Genomic DNA, 22,959 nt, shown 5'->3' with positions numbered 1-22,959 from the left:
AATAAAATATTGCAATGAGGTATTTATAAGATCAGGTTGGCGAAAAGTTAGCTCGCAATTTTCCTACGCCGGCATTATCCGGATCAGGTTCGATATCAATAGTAACAATTGATATAAGGGTATGATCTCAGCCAGTTAAAATTAGGCACCCCACTGTGATTTGGCGCAAAGATAGTCTGAAAACTAGCAAAAACAAAAAAGTCGGCAAAAAGCCGACTTCTAAAACCTAAACTATTATAACTACTCTAACCTATAATCAATTTGGGGCTTTCACTCCCAAAACGTCATTAATTGCTTTTACAAATGTGGCCTTAGGCAAAGCTCCTTGAGCCATTGTTGGTTTGCCTTCCATAGGCACAAACAGCAAAGATGGTATACTTCTGATTCCAAATGCAGCTGATACTTTTTGAGCCTTATCAGTGTCTACTTTATAAATCTGAATGGCATCGCCATATTCCTTTTGCAATTCCTTTAGTACTGGAGCAATTCTTTTGCAAGGCCCACACCAATCTGCATAGAAATCAACAATTACAGGCTTATTCCCCTCAAATTTCCAATCACCACCTTTTTCGTAATCAAATACCATTTCTTTAAAACTATCATCATCTAAATGGATAATTTTAGCATCAGAATTCGATTGCGCATAACTATGGACTCCCATAAAAGCAACCAACATTATTATTAAAAACTTCTTCATTTTCTTTTTCTTTTCAGGTGCAAACACCGTTTCATTTTTAATTCATTATCGCTCTAAAACTAATAATGATTTGCTTTTTATTGTGTCTGCCAACGACCGTTAATAACTCTTTAACTTTTCAGTAATCAACGCAGATATCTATTTACGACTGATTTTTAATAGGTTATTCATTTATTGTGATCGCAATTATTTTGCCTCAACCTTTAAAACTTCTGCAAAGGCTTGTTTAAAATTTTCTTTTGATAAGGCCCCCTGTGCCATTTGTGGTTGACCATCCTTAGGAATAAACAACAATGATGGAATACTTTGAATTCCGAACATTGCTGATAATTCTTGTTCCTTCTCAGTATCTATTTTATAAATATCCAAAGCCTCGCCATATTCTGCCTTCAACTCATCAAGAATAGGAGCTACCATTTTACATGGTCCACACCAATCTGCATAAAAATCTACCAAACATGGTTTGTTACCTTCGAATTTCCAATCTTTATTTTTTTCGAAATCAAATACTTTTTCTTTGAACGATTCTTTCGTTAAATGTTCTACCATAACTAACGCCTAATTTAATTTACTACTATAAATATATACAAATCTATATATTTTTATCAAACAATTAACATACCAAAGCCTATTTTTCTCTGAATTTTCATAATCCACTTAATTAATTGTAATTTTGTCAGGAAATTAAACAGTCGGTATATCATGTATCGACAAAATAGTAGTAACAGCCTGATTACAGGCTATATGACTAATAAATAAGTGAAAGAACATTTAAAACATCCTATATTTTCAATCATATCAGAAATTGTAACTGAAGAAAATCTCGAAAGCTATGTAATTGGAGGCTTTGTTAGAGATATATTTTTAAAACGCAGTTCAAAAGATATTGATGTAGTTGTAATTGGCAGTGGTATTGAATTGGCCCAAAAAGTTGCAGACAGAGCTGGTAATCCTAAGGTATCTGTCTTTAAGAACTTTGGTACTGCAATGCTAAAATTCAAAGACCTTGAAATAGAATTCGTAGGTGCCAGAAAAGAATCATACAACAGAGACTCTAGAAAGCCAATTGTTGAAAATGGCAGTTTAGAGGATGACCAGAAAAGAAGAGATTTTACCATTAATGCGCTAGCATTAAGTCTACACAAAGACAATTTTGGAGAACTTTTGGATCCTTTTGGAGGCATTGATGATTTGAATAGTAAAATCATTAAAACACCAATGGATCCCATGATTACCTTCTCGGATGATCCTTTAAGAATGATGCGTGCTATTCGTTTTGCAACTCAGCTAAACTTTAAAATTTCCGATATTACTTTCGAAGCTATTAAAGAAAACAAGGATCGCATTCACATCATCTCTAAAGAGCGCATTATAGAGGAACTAAATAAAATTGTAATGTCAGCTAAACCATCAATTGGTTTTAAATTGCTTGAAGAATGTGGCTTGTTGAAAATTATTTTTCCAGAGTTTCAAAGATTGAAAGGAAGAGAAACAAGAAACGGAATTAGCCATAAAGACAATTTCTATCATACTCTTGAGGTTTTAGATCAATTGGTGCCTCACTCCGATAATTTATGGCTTCGATGGTCCGCACTGCTACACGATATTGCCAAACCAAATACCAAAAAATTTGTGAAAGGAATCGGTTGGACTTTCCATGCTCACAATTTTGTTGGGGAAAAAATGGTTCCTCGCATTTTTAAGAATATGAAATTGCCCTTAAATGAAAAGATGAAATTTGTTCAGAAGATGGTATTACTGCACATGAGACCAATTGTATTGGCTCAAGAGGTAGTAACCGATTCTGCTGTTCGAAGATTACTTTTTGATGCTGGTGATGACATTGATGACCTAATGAAATTATGCGAAGCTGATATCACATCTAAAAATGAAGAAAAGGTAAAACGATTCCTTGACAATTTCCAGCTGGTTCGCAAAAAACTAAAAGAGGTTGAAGAAAAAGATGCAATACGCAACTTCCAACCTCCGATTGATGGACAAGAGATTATCGATACATTTAATTTGTCACCATGCAAAACCATTGGCGATATAAAAGTAGCCATAAAGGATGCAATTCTTGATGGAATTATTCCCAATGAAAGAGAAGCAGCCTATGACTACATGATTAAAAAAGGAAAAGAACTGGGGCTTGAACCAGTTGGCAAAAAAAAGAATAATTAGTTCGGAAATATTTCCGGACTTTTTTTTTCTGTTATATAACCTATTTCAATTTGTTAAGCAGCAGTTGATATACTCGACATAATATCTACTTTTGCGGCAATTAAGCAATCTCACTATTTATAATTATACACCCAATGGCCTACGTTGATAATACAATGATTATCAGAAGAGATCTGTTATCGAAAATGGCAGAACTTTTTAATGAAGGAAAATTTAATGAAGGATTAGATCGAATCCCTTTAGAAATGGCACCTCGAAGAAAACAAGATCTTGATAGATGTTGTGTTTTTAAAGAGCGTGTTATCATTAAAGAAAAATTAATTCCTCTTTTGGGATTTGATTTGGAAGATGATCGAGATGAGTTGAAAACACTGGCAGAATATGCCGAGGAAGCACTAGAAAGAAAAAATCCTATCAACAAAATTCTTACCGTTGTTGATGAAGCTTGTACTTCATGTGTAAAAAACTCATACATCGTTACCAACCTTTGTAAAGGTTGTGTTGCACATCCTTGCATGATGAACTGTCCGAAAAATGCAATTAGCTGGAACGCTAATGGTCAGGCACAAATCGATCCTAAAACTTGTATCAACTGCGGTATTTGTATGAACGTGTGTCCTTATCACTCCATTATATTCATGCCTGTTCCATGCGAAAATGCTTGTCCTGTAGGTGCAATTTCCAAAGATGAGTATGGTATCGAACAAATCGATGAAGACAAATGTATTGATTGTGGTAAATGCATCACTGCATGTCCATTCGGATCAATTATGGAGAATTCACAAATTGTGGATGTAATGAAATCGATCAAAGATGAAGAGACTGAAACCATTGCAATTGTTGCCCCTGCAGTTATTGGTCAATTCAAATCGACCACAGATACCGTATTAGGTGCTATAAAACAATTAGGCTTTTGTGATGTAATTGAAGTTGCAAAAGGTGCAAATGTAACAACAGAAAAAGAAGCTGATGAGTTATTGGAACGTTTGGAAAACAAAGCTCCGTTTATGACTACTTCTTGTTGTCCTGCATATGTTTCTGCTACAGAAAAGCACATTCCTGAAATTCAAAAATATGTTTCGGAAACCAAGAGTCCGATGTACTATGCAGCTGAAATTGTAAGAGAAAAATATCCTAATGCAAAGATCGTATTTATAGGTCCATGTATTGCCAAGCGTCGTGAAGGAATGAAAGATCCAAATGTTGATTACGTAATGACATTTGAAGAACTTTCAGCTCTATTTCATGGTTGGAATATTGAAATTAGTAAAGAAGAACCTCTACTTTTGGATAAAAGCATTTTGAATCATGGGAGAGCTTATGCAGCCAGCGGAGGTGTTGCACAATCGGTTCTAGAAGTTAAGCCTTACGTGAATATCAAACCTGTAATTGTAAATGGTTTAGATAAGAAAAAGATTAAAATGCTAAAGGCTTTTGGTAAAACGGGTAAAACCAGCGGGAATTTTGTAGAAGTAATGGCTTGCGAAGGCGGCTGTATTGCCGGACCAAGTTCCAATTTTGATCCTAAAACAGGAAGCAAACTTTACGAGAAAAATCTTGCTGCTTTAATTGAAAGTTTAGAAGATTAATATCTATAAAAAATTTCCAGTGCGGTAATGATCGATTACCGCACTGGAAACATACATTATCTAGTGTGGAAAACATACAATTCCGGACTAGAAACCAAGCATCACTGCACCAGGATTTTTAAAGTGATTATTTAAGCTTGAGTAGAGCCTCTTACGCAAATATATAAACTGCTAAATTACAAGTAATTAACATCACCTCCTCCAGAGATCAAGAATAACGGGAAGATGATCGCTAAAACCTCCATGGTACTTGTACCCCACAAATGTTCGGTAAGGTTTTAATCCGAAATGAGTTTCATCTTTTTCCAATAAAAAATCGGGTGCAAACACACTCATTCCATCTTTGTTGCAGTACAAAACGGCAGATTTATTCATTAATGATCCCGAAACAATAAACTGATCGAGCATTCCCCACTTCCCTTGGTACTTATGACTGCCAATACTTCCATTTTTCACAAAAACGCTGGCTAAATTATACAATTGCTGATCTTTAATTTCGTCGGCAATTTCCGTAGCTCCCAAAGTTTTACATATGGATTCATTCTCCGGATAATCATTAAAATCTCCCATAATAAGGACATTTGCCTTTGGCGATTGCAAATAAATTGAATCTACTTTTTGCCTTACCAATTTTGCAGCAGAAATACGCTTTTGCTCCGATTCAAGCTGTCCACCCCAACGCGAGGGCCAATGATTTACAAACACATGTAATGTGTCACTGGAGTGCAACTTTGCTTTCACATATAAAATCTCGCGGGTAGTAGATACCTTTTCTCCATTGTAAATTAATTGGATAAAGGAAGTATCTATTGGTTTAAATACTTCAGGTTGATACATCAAAGCAACATCGATCCCTCTTCTATCAGGCGATTCTCTATGAATGATTTGGTAACCTATTTTACCCAAATGACCGAATTTAAAAATACCATCAAGTACAAAACGATTTTCAATTTCGCACAAGCCTATAATGTCAGGAAACTCCCATCCACCTGCAGCCATTATTATTTTAGATATTTTATTGACTTTCTTTTGGTACTTTTCCCAACTCCAATTCCTTACTCCAGTGGATAAAAATTCATTGTCCAGCTTTAAGCTATCATCAAAACAATCGAAACAATTTTCTACATTGTAAAACATTGCTCTAAAATCACCGCGCTTGTTCTCTTCCCTTCCTTCTAATATAGATTGTGCAGAGACATAAAAACCAATTAGGAACAAAAAAATGGTAAGGTATATTCGTTTCATTCCTGACTATCCTTAAACTCAAAAGCCCCCATATCTGGAGTTGAATCAGCAGTCCTCGAGTTATTCAGAAGGTCATTAGGATATTCTATTCCAATCTCAAGCTTCCCTGTATTTATACATGGAGAGGTTTCACTAAGCGTATAATTTTTTTCTTCAATAGACGTGAATTCAGGATTCTCATTGAAAATGCAGTCTGAGAAAATCGAGGCATATTCATCCTGAAGCGATTTACTTAGTTTTAAGAGCGTATTTTCTACTTTTAGTCCAGATGTATTACTAACAACAAATTCGTCGCTGTGAGTTCCCCATATAATGCAATTAGCAATATTAGAATTATATGTCGAAGAATTTGCAATCTGAACATTCGGCACAGTTCTTATATCAAAATTCCAAGCATTGTATAAAGTCGATTGAAATAAATTAAGCTCACCATCCTCAACTTTTAAACATTCGTCTCCACAATTTACCAACAACAAATCGTGCGCTTGCAGATTAGCATTTGTAATGGCAATTCCATTTTCTGTAAAATTTCTGATTATTCCATATGCCAACTGTAAATCCCCATTATTCCCAGTATATTGAATTCCATTAATACCATCTTCCAGAATAAAATGACTCAATCGATTTGATTTGCTACTTTCATGAATATGAATTCCGTTCCATTGACCAGGTACATTTTTATACAATTCCTCTAATCGCGAACTGCCAAAATAAACAGGTTTTTCAAAGCTCCCTTCTGCTTTTATAGTCCCATGTATATCTAATCCTCCATTCTTTCCAAAATATACAGTCGTTCCTTCCTCCAGGATAAGCTCAGCATTCTCGAAAATTGAAATTTGCTTATTAAGCAAATAAGGCCGTTTTCCTGTCCAATTTTGCGAATCGACTACATCTTCCTCAACTAAGACTACATCTTGGCTCCAAGTGCTTAAAATTACCCCTTGAAGGTTGTTATTTACATTAAACACCAAAATATCTTCAAGCAAAACTGCTTCATCAGTATCTTTTGGCCTTAAATCAACCTCCACAAATACGAAAAGACTGTCATTCGCTCCTATTTCTACATTTTCAAACCTTTCTTCAGCTGTTCCATTTACATTAAGTCGATATGGTGAATTCTCATCTTGCAGATAGATCTCTTGCAGATTGATTTTTTTTGATGATTTGTTATATACCTTAAACTGCTTAGTAGTTGATATAAGTCCTGTAAAAAGTGTATCAAATTTTAGTGTATCCACTGAAAAACTTACTCGAAAATTAGGATCAGTATTTAATCCATCGTCATTATCACAAGAATAAGTTGCCAATACACAGCTTAAACAGAATAGCAGATATAAAATATTGCGCATAAAATTAATGTTTAGGAATTTTGAAGATAAAAAAAATCCGGTAGTTATGTATGCTACCGGATTTAAAATTCTTTTTAGCCTAAAAGAAAATATAGTTTTTACTTTTTCTTTTATGACGTTGTGTTTTGGTTTTACTAAAGTTTCTATCGGCCGCCCTTCTTTCACGCATTCTACTCTCACGCTTCATCTTATTCGGAATATCAAAATTGATTCCCAAGGTGATTTCATGAGTACCATCGCTACTATCAGCGATTAAGTTATTGGTGTAATGATCGTAAGAATATCCGATATAATACTGATTGTAACTTACTCCAACCATACCCACAATTTGATCGTTTGATCGGTATGATGCTGCCATCCAGAAATGATTGATGTATAATTTCAATGTTGCATCGTAATACATATCTGAATTCATGGTTTTTCTCACAATCACAGATGGCTCCAGATCCACCAAATCCATTAAATGAAAAGTATAACCTGCAGTACCATAAAAATGACGCATCATGATATTATCGGTGTAAATGTTGTCGCCAAGCTTTACCGAAGATTCGAATAAATGAGCAGCGGAAAAACCGATAAAATAATCATCATTATACAAATATACCCCAAAGTTAGCATCGGGCACATAGGTTACCATATCGGATCCAGTGTAAAGCGGATCATTTACCGGTATATCGCGTCCATCGAATTTATATTGGTAGAATACACCTCCCAACCCAAAGGAAAGTTTAGTTCCAGCTTTGCCATATCGACGCCTGTTTAATTGCAAATGGTAAGCATATGAAAGTTCTACTCCAGTGCGAGAAACAGCTCCATATTTGTCATTAAAAAAGTAGCCTCCAACACCAACACCACGCTGTTTATTTCTGCGTGCCAGCGGATTACCCATTACATTACAGGTAGTACATTTGTCACCTAAATTCTTGTTAAAACTTAAGGCCTGTGTTTCAGGAGCTCCTTCAACACCAGCCCATTGCTGCCTCAAACTTAGTCGCAATGGCGAATACATCCTACTCCCTGCCATAGCAGGATTTAGCAAGAATCCATTCTCTACATACTGACTGTAAAGAGGCAATTGTTGCGCTTTAACTTGAAAAATTCCAAGCAAGAGAATACCTAATAAAATTAATGTTCTTCTCATTAGATTATAATGGTCAGGTTTTAAAGTTCTATTTTACTATCTCAGAATGGTTACGGTACCCATCATTGGCTTTTCATCCTCAACCTCCACCGCGTAATAATACGATCCAATTGGCAGTTTTATATTGCCATCATTGCCTTTCCACGGCTCCCCTTTATATTCGTTACCAGTACCAGCAAATTTATATACAGGCTTACCCCAACGATCATAAATAACAATCTTCAAATTTTGGATAAATTCAATTCTTTCTATGTCCCAATAATCATTGTAACCGTCTGAATTTGGCGTGAATGCCTTTGGTATTCGAATTCTGCGTTCAAATAAATATTCAACAACAATTGTCGTGTCTAATGGACAATTATTGGCATCCTTCAATTCCAACGTATATACACCTCTGTCAATATCTTCAATTGTTTCAGATGTAAATCCTAAGGATAAATCATCCTTGAGCCAACCGTATGAATAATCTTTAACACCGCCAGTAATATTTACCCCAATGGCCCCATCCATTGCATCATAAGTAGTTGGCCTAATTACTTCAATTTCCGCAACCAATGGTTCAGGCTCAAATATTTCTACTTCAGACATATCTGTACAACCCTGAGCATCAACCACCGACACTTCATATTTCCCGAGTTTAAGATCAGTTGCCTCTGCAGTATCCTGTCCATCAGACCAAAGAATTTTATAATCCGGAGTTCCTCCGCTGATCTCAACCAATGCTCTACCCGTTCCATCTCCATGACAAAGAACATCCGTAAAATCATTAATCTCAGCAATTAAAGTATCTGGTTGGTTTAAAGTAAACGAACCACTATCACTACAGCCATTATCATCAATAACCGTATAGTCATACACTCCTCTAGTTAATTCCTCAATTCGCTGGGTTACACTACCATAGTTATTCCAGTCAATAATATACGGTTCTGTTCCATTACTGATATCTAATTGAATCCAGCCATTTTCCAACCCATAACAGGTAGGATCCTTACTTCCCCCAATCGAAACCATCAATTTTTCTGGTTCTGTAATTTCAATTGGCACATCTTCCAACCTACAACCATTTATATCAGTGATACTTACAGTATATATTCCTGCTACCAATGATTCCTGATCTTCATTATTTACCTCAACACCGGCTCCTGTCCAGTTATACTCATAGCCAGGAGTTCCCCCTTTAGCCTGAATGTTTATATAACCGTCGGTCATTCCAGGACATGAGACATTCCTAGTATTTATCTCAACCTCAAGCAAATCAGGCTCTTTTACAACAATTACCAAACTTTGCTCTTCATATCCAGGATCACCACCTGAATCATGCACCGTTACTTTATAAGTACCTGCATTTAAATTACTTATATCCTTATCGGTACTTCTAAAATGATTGTCGCCAGACCATGAAAATGTAAGATTTGCAGGATCACTAGCTCCCTCAACCGCAAGATTAACAGCCCCTTCCGTACCTCCGGGACAAGTAATGTGTGTTACCGAAGTAGTATAAAGTAGTAATTTTGTAGGTTCATGTACCTTTGTAACATCCTCAATTCTACAACCATTGGCATCAATAACTGCAACTTCGTAAACTCCCATTTCCAGTCCATTGACCGAAACCGTTCCTGATGTATTGTCAAGCTCGGCATGAGAATAACCTTTCGGTCCAGAAATCAAAACTGTATATGGTGCAGTTCCTCCTCCAAAATTTGCAGAAACAAGCCCATCGCGTTCTCCTTCAATACTAATATCTGTATTACTCGCAGTTAGATTTAAATCTACTGGCTCTGTAATTTGTTGATTACCTGTAACATTACAACCTTTTGCAGTAGTAACCTTATAGGTATACATACCTGGTTCCAAATTCATTATCTTCTTAGCCGAAGATAAAAATCCTTTACCAAGATCATTGGTCCACTCAACTGTATAATCAGCTCCACCAGTATCTACCAATAATTCAATTTCTCCATCAGCCGCTTGGTAACAACTAACATTTTTAAAATTTTTAACACTAACAATAATAGGATCAGCAGGTAACAGGTCAAATGTGGCATTTGCCGTATTTCCTCCATCACTCACGCTAAGCGAATAAGTTCCTGGTTCTAAGTTAGATATATTCTTTCCACTTCCCGAATAACCAGATGGACCTGTCCATGAGTATGTGTAAGTTCCTGATCCTCCACCAACAACTGCTTCCAGCTCTCCATCTGAAGAACCAATACAACCTATTGGTTTTACTTGATCAATATATGCAAATACTTGTCCGGGACCTTCAATAATCACCGACTTTTCAACTGTAGTACAAGATGATGCATCAGTGGCAACAACTTTATAAACACCTGCCGCCAGATTTTCAATCAAATAATTATTTTCATCAAAATTATCAGGACTGCTAAATGTTCCACTTGGTCCACTAACTGTAAAAGTGTACGGCATGGTACCTTCAAATAATTCCAATGCCAAAACTCCCTGATTTGTTCCAGCTTTTTCTACATGTTGTTCAACTACAACACCGAGCTGAAGACTGAGACCAAGATCTAATTTGACGGTGTCCGTTTTTGAACAATTTTTCTTATCCGTAATTTGCAATGCATATTTTCCCGAAATCAGGTTTTCAATATTCTGCTCATACGATTTGTAGTCATTCGAACCAGTCCATGTATAATTGTAACCATCATTTCCACCATAAGGCGTAACATGAATAATTCCGTCTTCCGATTTTTCACAAGAAGGTAAAACGATGTCGGCAATTACAAATCCAATTTTGTTTGGTTCCTTTACAGTGATTTCTTTCTCGAATATACACCCATGGGCATCAACGATACGTAATACGTAATTCTCAGGGGCTAAACTTTTGAACATTCCGGTGCTTTCTTCCACACCATCAAGGAAATAGCGGTAATCAGGAGTACCCTGTCCTCCCACTACAAATATTTCACCCGACTTCTCTCCATGGCAGTTGGCATCATCCACAACTAACTCTCCTGCAATTAGTTCCGTTGGCTCATTCAGTTCATGCTCCTTATATGTTGTACATCCAACCTTATCTGTAATGGTCAATTTATACAAACCTCCAGCTAATCCAGAAATATTAGAATCTGTAGAAGAGTATCCATCAGGTCCAGTCCAATCGTAGGAATAATCTGTTACTCCACCAGTTACAGTTGGAGTAAATTCACCATTTTTATCTCCGAAACATTTGAGATCCGAACCATTCAAATCAACAATCAATTCTGGATTTGAATTTATACTTACATCTTCTTCGGTAGTTTTACAATCATTTCCATCCTGAACAAAAACTTTGTAATCACCAGATGCTAATCCGGTAATATTTTCACTTGCTTGCAAATTGTTATCCAAATAATAGGATAAGCTTCCTGTTCCTCCCGAAGCATCAATCGAAATCTCTCCTTCGTGAACTGTGTAACAAGTGAGATCTTTGGTATCGATATTATCTATTAATAATTCATAAGCATCAAAAACATTAACTTCAGCATCGAACTCACATTTTTTACCATCAGCAACAGTTACGTAATATTTTCCTGGTTTAAGACCAAAAGCTGTACTTGTCCAATTTGGTTTGTCATCAGCAGAATCTACATCTTCGCCAGATTCCGATTTCCAGAAAAATGTATAATCAGGATAATTTCCAGTTGCATTCTTTTTAACTGTTGCAATTATTTGTCCATTACTCTGTCCGAAACATTTTACATTGTTGGCAGTAATTTCTAATGAAACTGTAGAAACTTCACCCAATGCAACTTCTATTGTTGATTCAATTTTACAATCAGTTCCATCATCAGCTACAGTATTTTTTCCATATCGAACTTCAACTTTATAGAACCCATTTTTATCAACTTCAATTACCGCGTTGGTTTCTCCATCTATTTCGGTATAAGTACCAGCTGTTCCATCAACACTGTAATACCATTGAAAAGTAGTTGAACTATTAATCGGGAATCCTTTAACATGATCTAGCACAGCAACATCACTACACCACTCTTCTCTTGGTTTATCAAAACTTTCCTCAAATGAAGGAGGATTGTCTTCACCACTAGGATCATTCCATAAAACAAAACCAGTAGAATTATCTCCATCATAATGGTATTTAACTGGATGATCAATGGCACCGGAACCTGTAGTTCCTTGAATATCAGTAAAAAATGCATTGTAAATTTTATCGAAAGTATCTGCTGTTTTGTGAAGTGTTGCACGTACTCCAGGTGTACTTGCTTTTAGAAAAACGTATGAACAACGAACACCTTCCATTTTTAAATCGTTCACAACAGTTACTGTTTTTCCTGACTCAATGGTATTGTTCTCGTAACCCAATGTAAATTCAAGATTTAGAAATTCAGTGTTTCCAAAAATCTTTCCTTCTTCCATAAATCTTACAGAACCAAAATATCCTTTTTCTGTATCTGCTCCACTTGTAATATTAATAACACCATTATCAACAAAATCCACAAATCCGAAACGAACTTCACCATCGGTTTCACAATAAATACCTCCTCCATTTTCAAAAGTAATGTATGAATCTGTACTTGTGAAAGTTAAACCTCCAGTAGTATTCATTATCATACTCCAACTTGTAATATTATTGGAAGTTACTTTAACTATTGAATTTGTCATATCGAATGAACGAACTGCATCAGAATCGTGTAATGACAATGACTTGAACTGATTCACGGTAAAACCAAAACCTTGAGTAGAAACGGAACCTTCATCAATTTCCAAATTTCCAGAAGTAATAAAACCAGTTTGCCAATTCCACTTTTGATCCTTTCCTACAAATCGGATATCTCCATCCAGGTTTTTATTAGCAAAATCAACATTCTTAATATCTGTTAATCCATCACCAATAAATTCGAAAGTTCCCTGCATATCCAAAGTCATGCTATTGGCCAGGTCCATGGAACCAGCCATTTGCAATTTTGCTGTAACAGAAAAACTAGCATCCGGATCAATATCATCATTCCATGTCATACTATGACATTTGGCATCAGTCGTTAATTCTACCAGCTTACTACCAAAGAATGAGTTAGATGTAAAAAACACATCGTCATTAATTGTTGGTACACAACCTTCTTCACTACCATCAATTGCTCTACTCCAATTTTCATGATTATTCCAATTATCATCTGCACCATTACCAGTCCAGTACAAAGCTATAGGAGCAATCGCTCCATCAACGGTCCAACCATTTGTATTTCCCAAATCGAAAGAGTTGCTTGCATTGTATTTTATGCCACCTGAAACATCAGCATGAATATCTTTTAATTCAAGGAAATTACCATTTACATCACTCTTGGAAACTATAAACGTTTCATTTCCTGCACCTTCCTTAGTAGAGTGTAAGTATATTGGAGCAAAACAGCTACCTTCAACAAGCAATTGATCGGTTGTAATGGTTCTGCCTTTTTCTAATTTGTATTCAAAGCCTCTTTCCAATTCAAGAGTTCCGAATGAATTTTTCTTTCCTTTTATTATACCATCTCCTTGGAATAATAAATGTGATGCATATACTTCCAAGCCTGAGAATCCACCATTCAATTCTCCTCCTTTTTCAAATATTATTTCATTAAATGATACACTATTTAAAGTAGATCCTAGTAAAATAACATCGGCATTATCTTTTAATCTTATGGTACTATTTTCTGTAAGAAACTCAAATCCTTGTTCAAAGGCCTCTTCTGCAAAATTGATATAAATCGAACGTCCCGAAACATCTTCGCTACCATTTATTATCAAGTTTGAATTTTTAATATCTAATCCTCTCGAGTTTATGCCTGCAGGAGTTTCAATAGAAGTTAAACTTTTACATTCAACTAAATTTCCATTCGCAATTAACTTGCCATGACGAATAAATAAGTCTCCTTCTGTCTGAAAATTAGAGTTCATGGTCCATTCTCCATCCTTTCCATCGAATTCAACCACGTTCGGAAATACATAACCAAATGTATTAATGGTTTGTGCTTCTGTTGCTCTAAAATAGAAGTTAACCATTGGTGACAAGTCAATTTCCAATGTATTATTAAGAATGAAAGAACCATAAATGTAAACACCCGAAATATCGGTATCTCCCATAATTAAATTAGGTCGTGCTGTTTCAGAACCTGTCCAATCCATTGTTCTACAACGTATATCACCTGAACCCGTTCTTACATTCTGATCAAATCCTGTGAATGAATTTACATCGAAAAAAACATTGTCCTTGGCAGTTGGCACACATCCATCTGGAACCCCACCAGTATCTTTAGCTCCTGAAGAAGTTGCCCAATGATTTGGATCATCCCAATCTCCTTCTCCATTTATCCAATATAAATCTTTACCCTTTGGTTCGTCTTTAAATTTCCAACCGGTTGTATTACCTAAATCCAATGATGATTTTGCAATAAATACATTTTCCGGATCTGCATGGACGTTTAATAAATTAACCGAATTTACTTCAATTTCTTTTACTCCTGTTTTAGCTTTAAATATAGCAGCATCAGAATCAGAACCTGAAATATCGATTGTTCCTTCACAGGCTCCATTGGCAATTATATTTTCGAATTCAAACTCCTGTCTGCTTTCAAACACATAGGTTTTTCCTACGGCCATTTGAATACTTTTGGCCGAAAAACTCATTTTTGAAGGAGTAGGTTTTCTGAAATAAGTATTCCCATTAAATACCATTTCATTAAAACTTACATCATCAGCAAAAATATCTACATATGCATTTCCGGTTGATTCTTCAAAAGTCAGGTTATAAAATGCCAAATCCTCATCGCCTGCAGAAACTATGAACTCTCCTGCTTTTGTCATTTGAATTTCCGAAGTACCAGAAGTTAGCGTAAGTGCTTCTGCAGAAACTTCAAATTTCTCAACTTTAAGGATTGTGGAAGCCAAGTTCAATGAACGTATATTATCTATACCATAGTTAGAATAAAATTCCTTGCTTTCTATTTCATTTCCATTGGTAGATAAATCACCATATTTCAAATCAATCTTACCTGTGGTAATAAGATTTGAAGTGATACTCCAAGAACCAGCTTTCCAACTGCCATCTTCCTGTTCATTTCCAGCAAAATTAAGATCACTAATTAATTCTACTACCCCAATATCAATAGTTTGTGGATCTTTTTCAGCCTTAAAATTCATTTCTCCTGAAAATGAATTCTTTCCTGCTGCCATGCCTGACATATCAAGACTTCCGAATATATTGATTGGTTGATCTCCTGAAAAAGTCATATTGGTTGCAGTACTCCAGGTCATGTTGTTACACTCAGCAACCTGCCCTCTAAGCGAAATATTTACTGCCGAGCTACCCGTAACTTTAACATCTTCAAAAAACACATTGTCTTTTCTTGTAGGAATACAACCTGTATCCCAGTTACCAGCTTCGAACCAATTGTCATCAACATTACCTGTCCAATAAACATCTCCACCAGTCAGATCATCTATAAAATTCCACCCATCATAATTGGAAACTCCAATAGATTTACTAGCATTTAAACCACCTTCATTTGGAACTACATTACCTGTTATAGTTAGATCTTCTACTCTAACCCATTCAACATTTGAAGTATTCACATCACTCTCGATAGATGCAACACCTCCATCCCCTCTCAAAGAAATATTATCTGCACATGTACCTGATGCAACAAATCCATCTTTAGTAAGTAATCTTTGAGTACTTCCTGGCTGAAATAGATATTCTTTTCCTGCAGCCAAGGTAACACTCTCGAATTGATGGTTTCCAGAAAACTTTGCACTTCCATTAAAAATTAATTCTTTGAAAGTAGGATAATCCTTTGCATTCTCATTGGTTAGGTATACCTGGTTATCTTGAGGATGAAACTGAACTTTCTCATAAGTAATTCCATCGGTATTGTTATTATAAAATTCAGCTCCACTTTGGTAAAGAGTTATTTCTGATCCGGTTCCTAAAAAGGAAAAACCTGTCCCCTCAACATGCCAGGCTTTTAAAACTCCTGTATTGACATCAAATTTTGCATTCGCAATGTTTAATGTCCTTGGCTCTGAAGATTTCGAAACAAATCGGTTTACATCAATTGTGAAATTAGCTGCATTTAATGTTCCCGAAATCAAATGTAATTCGTTTTCAACATTCAATGCAGTAACTAAAGTATAAGTATTAGCTTTGCCGTCAACCAACATAGCTCCCGACATTGCATCATTTAAAGATATCGTACCTCCACCTTTCAATGTGGTTTGCCCATCAAAATCCCAGATTGCATTTGTAGCCTTTAAGGATGCATATATTTCCAAATTTTGATTCCCCTCAAATGTAGATGTACCTTGAATCTCAAGATCCTTACATTCTGCAGGAACGTTAACATTCACTGTAAATCCGTTAGGGATAATGGCATTATTATTTCTGGATGGAACACAATCTTTATCCCAGTTCTCATGATTCCCCCAATTGTTATCTCCTCCATCTCCGTTCCAAGTATAGTCATCAGAAGAAGGAGCACCAAAATTCCATCCCAAAGTTGCTCCCAAATCATAGGAATTGGTTGCATTAAAAAGAGCCGCTTTACCTGTTGCAGTTACATTCCTAACTTTTAGGTAATCTAAAGCTACACCATCGGCTGAAATAAATCCGCCTGTAGCACCTCCTGTAATATTTATAAACGCATGACATTGCCCTATTGCAGTAAACAGGACATGAACATTTTGAACATCTTTATCAATGATATAAGAATAGCCCTCGGTAAATTCTAATTCCTGAAAATCATTTGCCCCACTTAAACTACCATCTTTTTGGAATGTTAGTTTGTTAAAATTGGCGCGCAAACTCGTATTAAGAACAGCTCCCGAATTTCCAGAGAATATCAAATTGTAAAAATCTATCATTTTACTACCCGATACTTCAATACTCGAGTTATCTGATAAAACATTAATTGTGGAATTACCTGCGTTAACACTAAGATTTTCTGTCTGAAAGGTAAAAACAGATTCTCCTGGCTTATTCAAGTTTATGGTAGCAGAATTCAAGTACACTTCTCTCGAAATGGTAGTATTTGAAATAATTCTTCCACAATTTACTTCTGCTTCAATGCTTAAAGTTCCCTGATTGAATTGGATATCATTATCTAAAATATTTAGTTCATTGGTGATTCTCCATCCACCATTGTTTTCAAAAATTAGATCTCCATCGAATGTATTCCCTCCAAAATCAACAATATTACCTAATGTATTAGCACGAAAATATAATGGTCGATCAAGATCGATTACCATTTGATTGCTAAAAGTGACACCTCCATATATTACCAGATAGTGAGCCGGATTGTCATCGGTTTTAAATGTTGGCATGTTCTTCACATTCCCCCAATGCATATTCGCACATCGGGCAACACTTGTAATCGTAACCTCTGCACCTGGATCTGGGAATGAAAATTCGTCGAAGTAAACATTGTCATCCTTGTCCGGCAATAAAGCATCAGGATTTACTTTCCCTCCTGGCTGATCACTCCAATGCTGAATATCATTAAAGTTCCCAGAGCCACCAATCCAGTAAAAATCACGCGCTTCAGCAGTAACATAAACAGTATGTAATAATATTAACAGTAATAAACGTATACCATACCTTTTCATAACAAACAGATTTCTAATCAGTCAAACTCACCAACAGGTTAGATAAAATCATTAATTCTTTTTATAAAAGAACTTCTTGCTTTGACGAGAGAAAAACAAATAAGTTTCAAATTTGGGGAAAAATTTCAACATATTAATTATTACCCCAGGATTATTTCCTGATCAACTTGCACTTTGTTCGTCCAAGTTAGAAATAGTTTTTTGTTTTATTAATATTAAACACGTTATAATTTGTATTAAATCAAAAGATTATAAAAAAACCTGATCATTCTTTCAAACGATCAGGTTTTTCAACAGTTCCAGACGATTATATTTTTTTTATTCAACTCATTGCTTTAAACAATTTACATGAATATAATTTCACGAATCTCTTCCCAATCAAAAATCTTATAATCATTATTTCCTGTAAATATCAATATTCCTGCATTCTTACCTGAAACATCAGTTTGGTCACCTAAGAAGAGATTTTGTCCGCTTTTTAATTCTACCAAACAATAATTATAAGCTTTAGGTGTAATTTTTCTTACATTTCTAAACGGCACCGAAAATCCCAGTTCATTATTAAAACCATTTAAAATTTCCGAGTCCATTGCCTCATCCAAGTCATAAACTATCACCCCCTCAAAAGTTTCTCCCTCCTTATTAGTTATCTTTCCGTATAATCTTTCCGAATCATTAAATTCAGAAAAACAACTCTTCGTAGTTTTCGGGAGTGGTAATAAATCAAGAGATAAAAAGTGTTTCCAGGTAAAGTCAATTCGTCCAACATTTGGTATAGTCACAATTATACCTCGGTTATTTCTCGAAACGTCATTAGAAGATTTTAGCAACAAATTACGCCCCGACATTAAGGTAATTCTTGAACCATTCTCCTCTTTTTGTATTTTACTGATTTTAGTAAATGGAATATCCATATCACCATCACGACTTACTCCATCCAATTTATCTCCCAGTAATCTTTCATCATGGTCCCATTGAATAAAGCCAGTAAATTCACCAATTGTAGTTGTGATTTTACCATAGATTGGTTCGCCAAAGTTTTCAATAGCTTGCTTCTCCGGAGTGAAAAAGTTCACCACATCAATTCTGTTCCAATCAATCTTAAGCAAGCCAAGCTCGTGATCCATTATCCAAACCTGATTACCAACATCATTAGATCCACCTGACAGGTTTATGAATTTTCCTGTTTTAAGTTCCAGATTAACTGATTCTCTTCCGGTTACCGAAATGGAATTGATATCTCCAAATCGACATTCAAATTTTCGATTAAAAGCACTATAAGATTGTCCATCACCATATTCTACTCTATACCATGAAGTTCTTTTTCTACGCTTATATTCAACTACTCTCTTTTTTTCTTCCTTGACATATTTCAAATATGGATTTTCTATTTTTTCAGAATTAAAAACATCCGTTAAAAATACTTCTTCGTCATTCCATCTAATCGGGCCCTCATAAACATCTCCATCAACAGTAGTTATAGAGCCATATAAATAACAACGATAATTTTGTGCCTTAATTCCCAAAGCACTCAATAGAATTGTAAAAAACAAAGAAAAAAATAATACAATCTTACTTAGATATTCCATATTCGCAGCTTTTATTGTTCTGAATCGATTGTAAGACGCACAACCTACACATTAGTTACAGCTGCAAAGTAAATTTATTTTTTTCGGAACAGAACCTGAATGTATTTCGAATTTTCGGCAGGTGTAAATATCTGTATCAACTCCCATGAAGAATCATATTCGGCTATTAATTTTTTAAGCTTATAGATTTTCATCAAATCCTCTGTTATACCATCTTCGGGGTTAAAATCCGGGTCTTCACTTACATCCCAAACAAAAGATTCCAGTCGGTATTGAACACTTATTTTTCGATTAGCGAATTTTACTTCAACTTCGGCTACCTGTTCATCATCGGTAAATGGAATTGGCACACATATTTCTCTCATCTTATTAGGTTTTAGGTTAATTATAGTTATTCATATTTAATTGCATTTACCGGATCGGCAGAAGCAGCTCTGTACGATTGCCACGAAACAGTAAATACACCGATCACCAAGGATACAATTAGTGTAAGAAGAAATATCCACCAACTAATTTGAATACGATATGAAAAATCGTTTAGCCAAGAATTCATGGCCCAATATGTAATCGGAATGGCAAGAACATTTGCGATAAAGATTAAACGCACAAACTCCTTTGTTAAAAGATTGACCAATTGTTTTACAGAGGCTCCAAGAACTTTTCGAATACCAAGTTCTTTGGTTCTTTGTTCTGCCATAAACGAAGACAGTCCAAACAATCCAAGCGATGCAATTAAAATACTCAACAGCGAAAAGATGGAAAATATCCAGGTTAATCTTACTTCAGAATCATAATTCTCTCTTAACCTATCATCCAAAAAGAAATAATTAAAGGCCATGTTTGGACTAAATTTATTCCAAACGCTTTCAATATATTTTATGCTCTCCTCTCTATTTTCCTGATTTAGTTTTACGTACAAAACTCTGCGATGACGAGGATTTTCACTTACCAAAAAATTGATTGGCTCTATATTTTCACGCAAAGGTCGATAGTGAAAGTCTGCAACTACACCAACCACCTCTCCTTTCATTATACCATCATCATCTTCTTCACCTTCCAATTCAACACCCAATTGTAATTTTTTACCAACCGCTTTTTCGTTCCAATTAAACTTTCTTGCAGCCGATTGATTTACAATAAATGCACTACTGGTATCCGAAGCAATTTTCCTGTTAAATTTCCTACCTTGCATGATCTTCATTTGCATCATATCCAGGTAATCGAAATCAATTACACTAAAATTAAGTGCATATTGCTCCATTCCTTCTTCTCCCTCATATAGATGCACAGTTTTTGAACCATCAAATCCTATGAGCGTATTTGAAGTTGCTATCGAGTTTATATTTGGACTTTTCCGCAATTCATCCTTTAAAGGTTCAATTTTGGTGCGCATTAGTGAATCTCTAACAATACTAACCAATACATCCTCTTTACTAAACCCCATATCTTTATTATTCATATAGTTTAGCTGCACTCCAACAACTATAGTTCCACTTATCATTATGGCTGAAACTGTAAACTGTGAAATGACCAAAAGCTTTCGAAGTAATCCTCCAGCTTTTCCTTTTATGGTAGAACCTTTTAATATGGTAGCCGGACGAAAAGATGAAAGATAAAAAGCAGGATAACTACCAGAAACGATTCCCAATACTAACGCCAATACTACACTAAACACCAATATCTCAGGAGATTCACTAATAGAAAGTGATAAATCTTTATCTACCAGAGAATTAAATAGTGGCAATATTAACTCAACAACAATTAATGCAATCATCAATGCCAAAATTGTCAGCGATAAACTCTCCATCAAAAACTGTCGAATTAAAGTATCACGATGGGCACCTACAACTTTTCTGACACCAACTTCCCTTGCTCGTTTTGATGAACGAGCTGTTGCCATATTCATATAATTGATCCCTGCAATCGATAAAATAAAAAAGGCTATGGCTGATAATATAAATATGTATTTAATATTTCCTGTTGGCGCATCCCATTCTAGGTCTGACTTTAAGTGAATATCTGCAAGTTTTTGAACAATTAGCTTGTATTCTACCCCCAATTGATCGCCCAATGCTTTCATATACTTATTGTAATACAGAGGAAATTTAGATTGTAGTGCATCTATATTTGTATTCTCTTTCAACAATAAGAAAGTGTAATTACTAAAACTCCAAAATGTAATTGGTTCAGTACTATTAAATTCCTCTGCGCCACGAATAGATTCAAGAGTTTTCATAGAGTAAAATCCACGAAATTTAAAGTGACTGTTTCTCGGAACATCTTCCATTACACCCGTAACAGTATAAGAGCTATTCTCTCCAACAATTAAAACTTTTCCTATTGGGTCCTCATCACCAAAATACTTCTTGGCCAAAGTTTCATTTAAAACAATGGTGTATGGCTCAGTTAGTGCCTTATCAGGATTACCTTGAATTAAATTATAGCTAAAAACCTTAAAGACGCTTGAATCAATGTACGCAATTCTTTCTTCATAAAATTCTGTGTCTTCGTATCGGAATTGCTGTCGCCCGGATCCATGAATTCTAACAAAATCCTCTACTTCTGGAAATTCTTGTTTGAAAGTTGGCCCAAAAGGCATGGGTGATGTAGCAACCCTGTCACGTTTGCCATTAAGTGTAAAATCAGATCCCAGTCTTACAATTCTCTTATGATTCACATTGTACTTATCGTAGGATAATTCCTCTTGTATAAATAGCACAATAAGAATTGCACATATCAATCCCACAGACAATCCAATTACATTTAGGACTGTATAAAACTTATTTCGATTAAAATTTCGAATAATAGTGATTAAGAAATTTTTAAGCATAGCAATTCTATTAATGAAACAAGTAGATGTGGGGTTTTATAGCCTTGGGGGTTTATAATTTTTGTCTCATATTTTCTGTCACTATATGACCATCAAACAATTGAATTATTCTATGACTTCTATCTGCATCCGATGGTGAGTGAGTAACCATGATAATGGTCGTTCCTTCCTCGTTTAGTTGAGTTAACAGGTTCATAACCTCTTCTCCGTTTGCCGAATCCAGATTACCAGTAGGTTCATCGGCAAGTATTAATTTAGGGTTTGAAATTACAGCCCTTGCTATTGCTACTCTTTGTTGCTGACCTCCAGATAACTGCTGAGGAAAATGTTTTGCTCTATGAGCAATATTCATTCTTTCCAATGCCTCATTCACTCGTCTTTTTCTTTCAGAACCTGACACTTTCATATAAAGCAAAGGCAATTCTACGTTTTCAAAGACAGTTAACTCATCAATTAGGTTAAAGCTTTGAAATACAAAACCAATATTTTCCTTTCTTAAGTTAGTTCTTTGACGCTCTGTATAATTTTCTACCTGATATCCATTAAAATGCAACTCTCCTTGACTTGGATTATCCAGCAAACCAATAATATTTAATAACGTAGATTTTCCACATCCCGAAGGTCCCATAATGGCAACAAATTCACCTTCACTAATCTCTAAATTTACATTATTAAGAGCTGTGGTTTCCACCTCATCTGTTCGAAAAATTTTTATTAAATTTTTAGTTTTAATCATAGCCTTTT

General features: G+C 35.3%; 12 protein-coding genes and 1 riboswitch. Of the genes, 2 read left to right on the top strand and 10 right to left on the bottom strand.

Annotated elements, in window-relative coordinates; all coding sequences use genetic code 11:
* Positions 1-43: 43 nt before the first annotated feature.
* Positions 44-161: riboswitch (TPP riboswitch) on the bottom strand.
* A gap of 95 nt (positions 162-256) precedes the next feature.
* A complete protein-coding gene (gene trxA / locus M0051_RS02885; protein WP_306740031.1) occupies positions 257-697 on the bottom strand; it encodes a thioredoxin in 441 nt (146 codons plus the stop codon).
* A gap of 186 nt (positions 698-883) precedes the next feature.
* Positions 884-1,246 (bottom strand): thioredoxin, encoded by a 363-nt coding sequence (trxA, locus tag M0051_RS02880; RefSeq protein WP_054714541.1) that lies wholly within the window; start codon positions 1,244-1,246, stop codon positions 884-886.
* 210 nt (positions 1,247-1,456) lie between these two features.
* On the opposite strand from trxA (M0051_RS02880), the gene M0051_RS02875 reads away from it, so the two are divergent.
* Both M0051_RS02875 and M0051_RS02870 read left to right on the top strand, forming a co-directional pair.
* Positions 1,457-2,878: a CCA tRNA nucleotidyltransferase gene (locus M0051_RS02875; RefSeq protein ID WP_306740030.1), complete on the top strand. Its 1,422-nt coding sequence runs from the start codon at positions 1,457-1,459 to the stop codon at positions 2,876-2,878.
* A gap of 134 nt (positions 2,879-3,012) precedes the next feature.
* A complete protein-coding gene (locus tag M0051_RS02870; RefSeq protein ID WP_306740029.1) occupies positions 3,013-4,467 on the top strand; it encodes a monomeric [FeFe] hydrogenase in 1,455 nt (484 codons plus the stop codon).
* A gap of 192 nt (positions 4,468-4,659) precedes the next feature.
* On the opposite strand, the gene M0051_RS02865 is transcribed toward M0051_RS02870, so the two are convergent.
* From M0051_RS02865 to M0051_RS02830, 8 genes are all read right to left on the bottom strand, one after another.
* Positions 4,660-5,712 carry a hypothetical protein gene (locus tag M0051_RS02865; protein WP_306740028.1) on the bottom strand — a complete coding sequence of 351 codons (1,053 nt, stop codon included), beginning with the start codon at positions 5,710-5,712 and terminating at the stop codon, positions 4,660-4,662.
* Positions 5,709-7,061, bottom strand: a complete 1,353-nt coding sequence (locus tag M0051_RS02860; RefSeq protein WP_306740027.1) for a hypothetical protein — start codon at positions 7,059-7,061, stop codon at positions 5,709-5,711. Before M0051_RS02860 ends, M0051_RS02865 begins: the two co-directional genes overlap by 4 nt.
* A 79-nt stretch (positions 7,062-7,140) precedes the next feature.
* On the bottom strand, positions 7,141-8,202 hold the full coding sequence (locus M0051_RS02855; RefSeq protein ID WP_306740026.1) for a type IX secretion system membrane protein PorP/SprF: 1,062 nt from the start codon (positions 8,200-8,202) through the stop codon (positions 7,141-7,143).
* Between the two features lie 36 nt (positions 8,203-8,238).
* The gene (locus M0051_RS02850; protein ID WP_306740025.1) at positions 8,239-17,796 is read right to left on the bottom strand and encodes a gliding motility-associated C-terminal domain-containing protein; all 9,558 of its coding nucleotides are present in this window, start codon (positions 17,794-17,796) and stop codon (positions 8,239-8,241) included.
* 344 nt (positions 17,797-18,140) lie between these two features.
* Complete coding sequence (locus tag M0051_RS02845) at positions 18,141-19,385, bottom strand: hypothetical protein (protein WP_306740024.1); 1,245 nt, start codon at positions 19,383-19,385, stop codon at positions 18,141-18,143.
* A 74-nt stretch (positions 19,386-19,459) separates the two neighbouring features.
* Positions 19,460-19,750, bottom strand: coding sequence for a hypothetical protein (locus tag M0051_RS02840; protein WP_120238719.1), 291 nt, complete (start codon positions 19,748-19,750; stop codon positions 19,460-19,462).
* A 26-nt stretch (positions 19,751-19,776) separates the two neighbouring features.
* The gene (locus tag M0051_RS02835) at positions 19,777-22,215 is read right to left on the bottom strand and encodes an ABC transporter permease (protein WP_306740023.1); all 2,439 of its coding nucleotides are present in this window, start codon (positions 22,213-22,215) and stop codon (positions 19,777-19,779) included.
* A 52-nt stretch (positions 22,216-22,267) separates the two neighbouring features.
* Positions 22,268-22,951 (bottom strand): ABC transporter ATP-binding protein, encoded by a 684-nt coding sequence (locus tag M0051_RS02830; RefSeq protein ID WP_306740022.1) that lies wholly within the window; start codon positions 22,949-22,951, stop codon positions 22,268-22,270.
* Between the last annotated feature and the right edge of the window lie 8 nt (positions 22,952-22,959).

It is taken from the genome of Marinifilum sp. D714, assembly GCF_030851345.1.
Lineage (GTDB): Bacteria > Bacteroidota > Bacteroidia > Bacteroidales > Marinifilaceae > Marinifilum.
This window is presented reverse-complemented; position numbering and strand designations above follow the sequence as displayed.

Bases quoted from the DNA above. Each gene is read 5' to 3' on its own strand.
- M0051_RS02860 (WP_306740027.1), bottom strand. From the start codon at position 7,061: ATGCGCAATATTTTATATCTGCTATTCTGTTTAAGCTGTGTATTGGCA.
- M0051_RS02870 (WP_306740029.1), top strand. From the start codon at position 3,013: ATGGCCTACGTTGATAATACAATGATTATCAGAAGAGATCTGTTATCG.
- M0051_RS02855 (WP_306740026.1), bottom strand. From the start codon at position 8,202: ATGAGAAGAACATTAATTTTATTAGGTATTCTCTTGCTTGGAATTTTT.
- trxA (WP_306740031.1), bottom strand. From the start codon at position 697: ATGAAGAAGTTTTTAATAATAATGTTGGTTGCTTTTATGGGAGTCCAT.
- M0051_RS02850 (WP_306740025.1), bottom strand. From the start codon at position 17,796: ATGAAAAGGTATGGTATACGTTTATTACTGTTAATATTATTACATACT.
- M0051_RS02840 (WP_120238719.1), bottom strand. From the start codon at position 19,750: ATGAGAGAAATATGTGTGCCAATTCCATTTACCGATGATGAACAGGTA.
- M0051_RS02865 (WP_306740028.1), bottom strand. From the start codon at position 5,712: ATGAAACGAATATACCTTACCATTTTTTTGTTCCTAATTGGTTTTTAT.
- M0051_RS02845 (WP_306740024.1), bottom strand. From the start codon at position 19,385: ATGGAATATCTAAGTAAGATTGTATTATTTTTTTCTTTGTTTTTTACA.
- trxA (WP_054714541.1), bottom strand. From the start codon at position 1,246: ATGGTAGAACATTTAACGAAAGAATCGTTCAAAGAAAAAGTATTTGAT.
- M0051_RS02830 (WP_306740022.1), bottom strand. From the start codon at position 22,951: ATGATTAAAACTAAAAATTTAATAAAAATTTTTCGAACAGATGAGGTG.
- M0051_RS02835 (WP_306740023.1), bottom strand. From the start codon at position 22,215: ATGCTTAAAAATTTCTTAATCACTATTATTCGAAATTTTAATCGAAAT.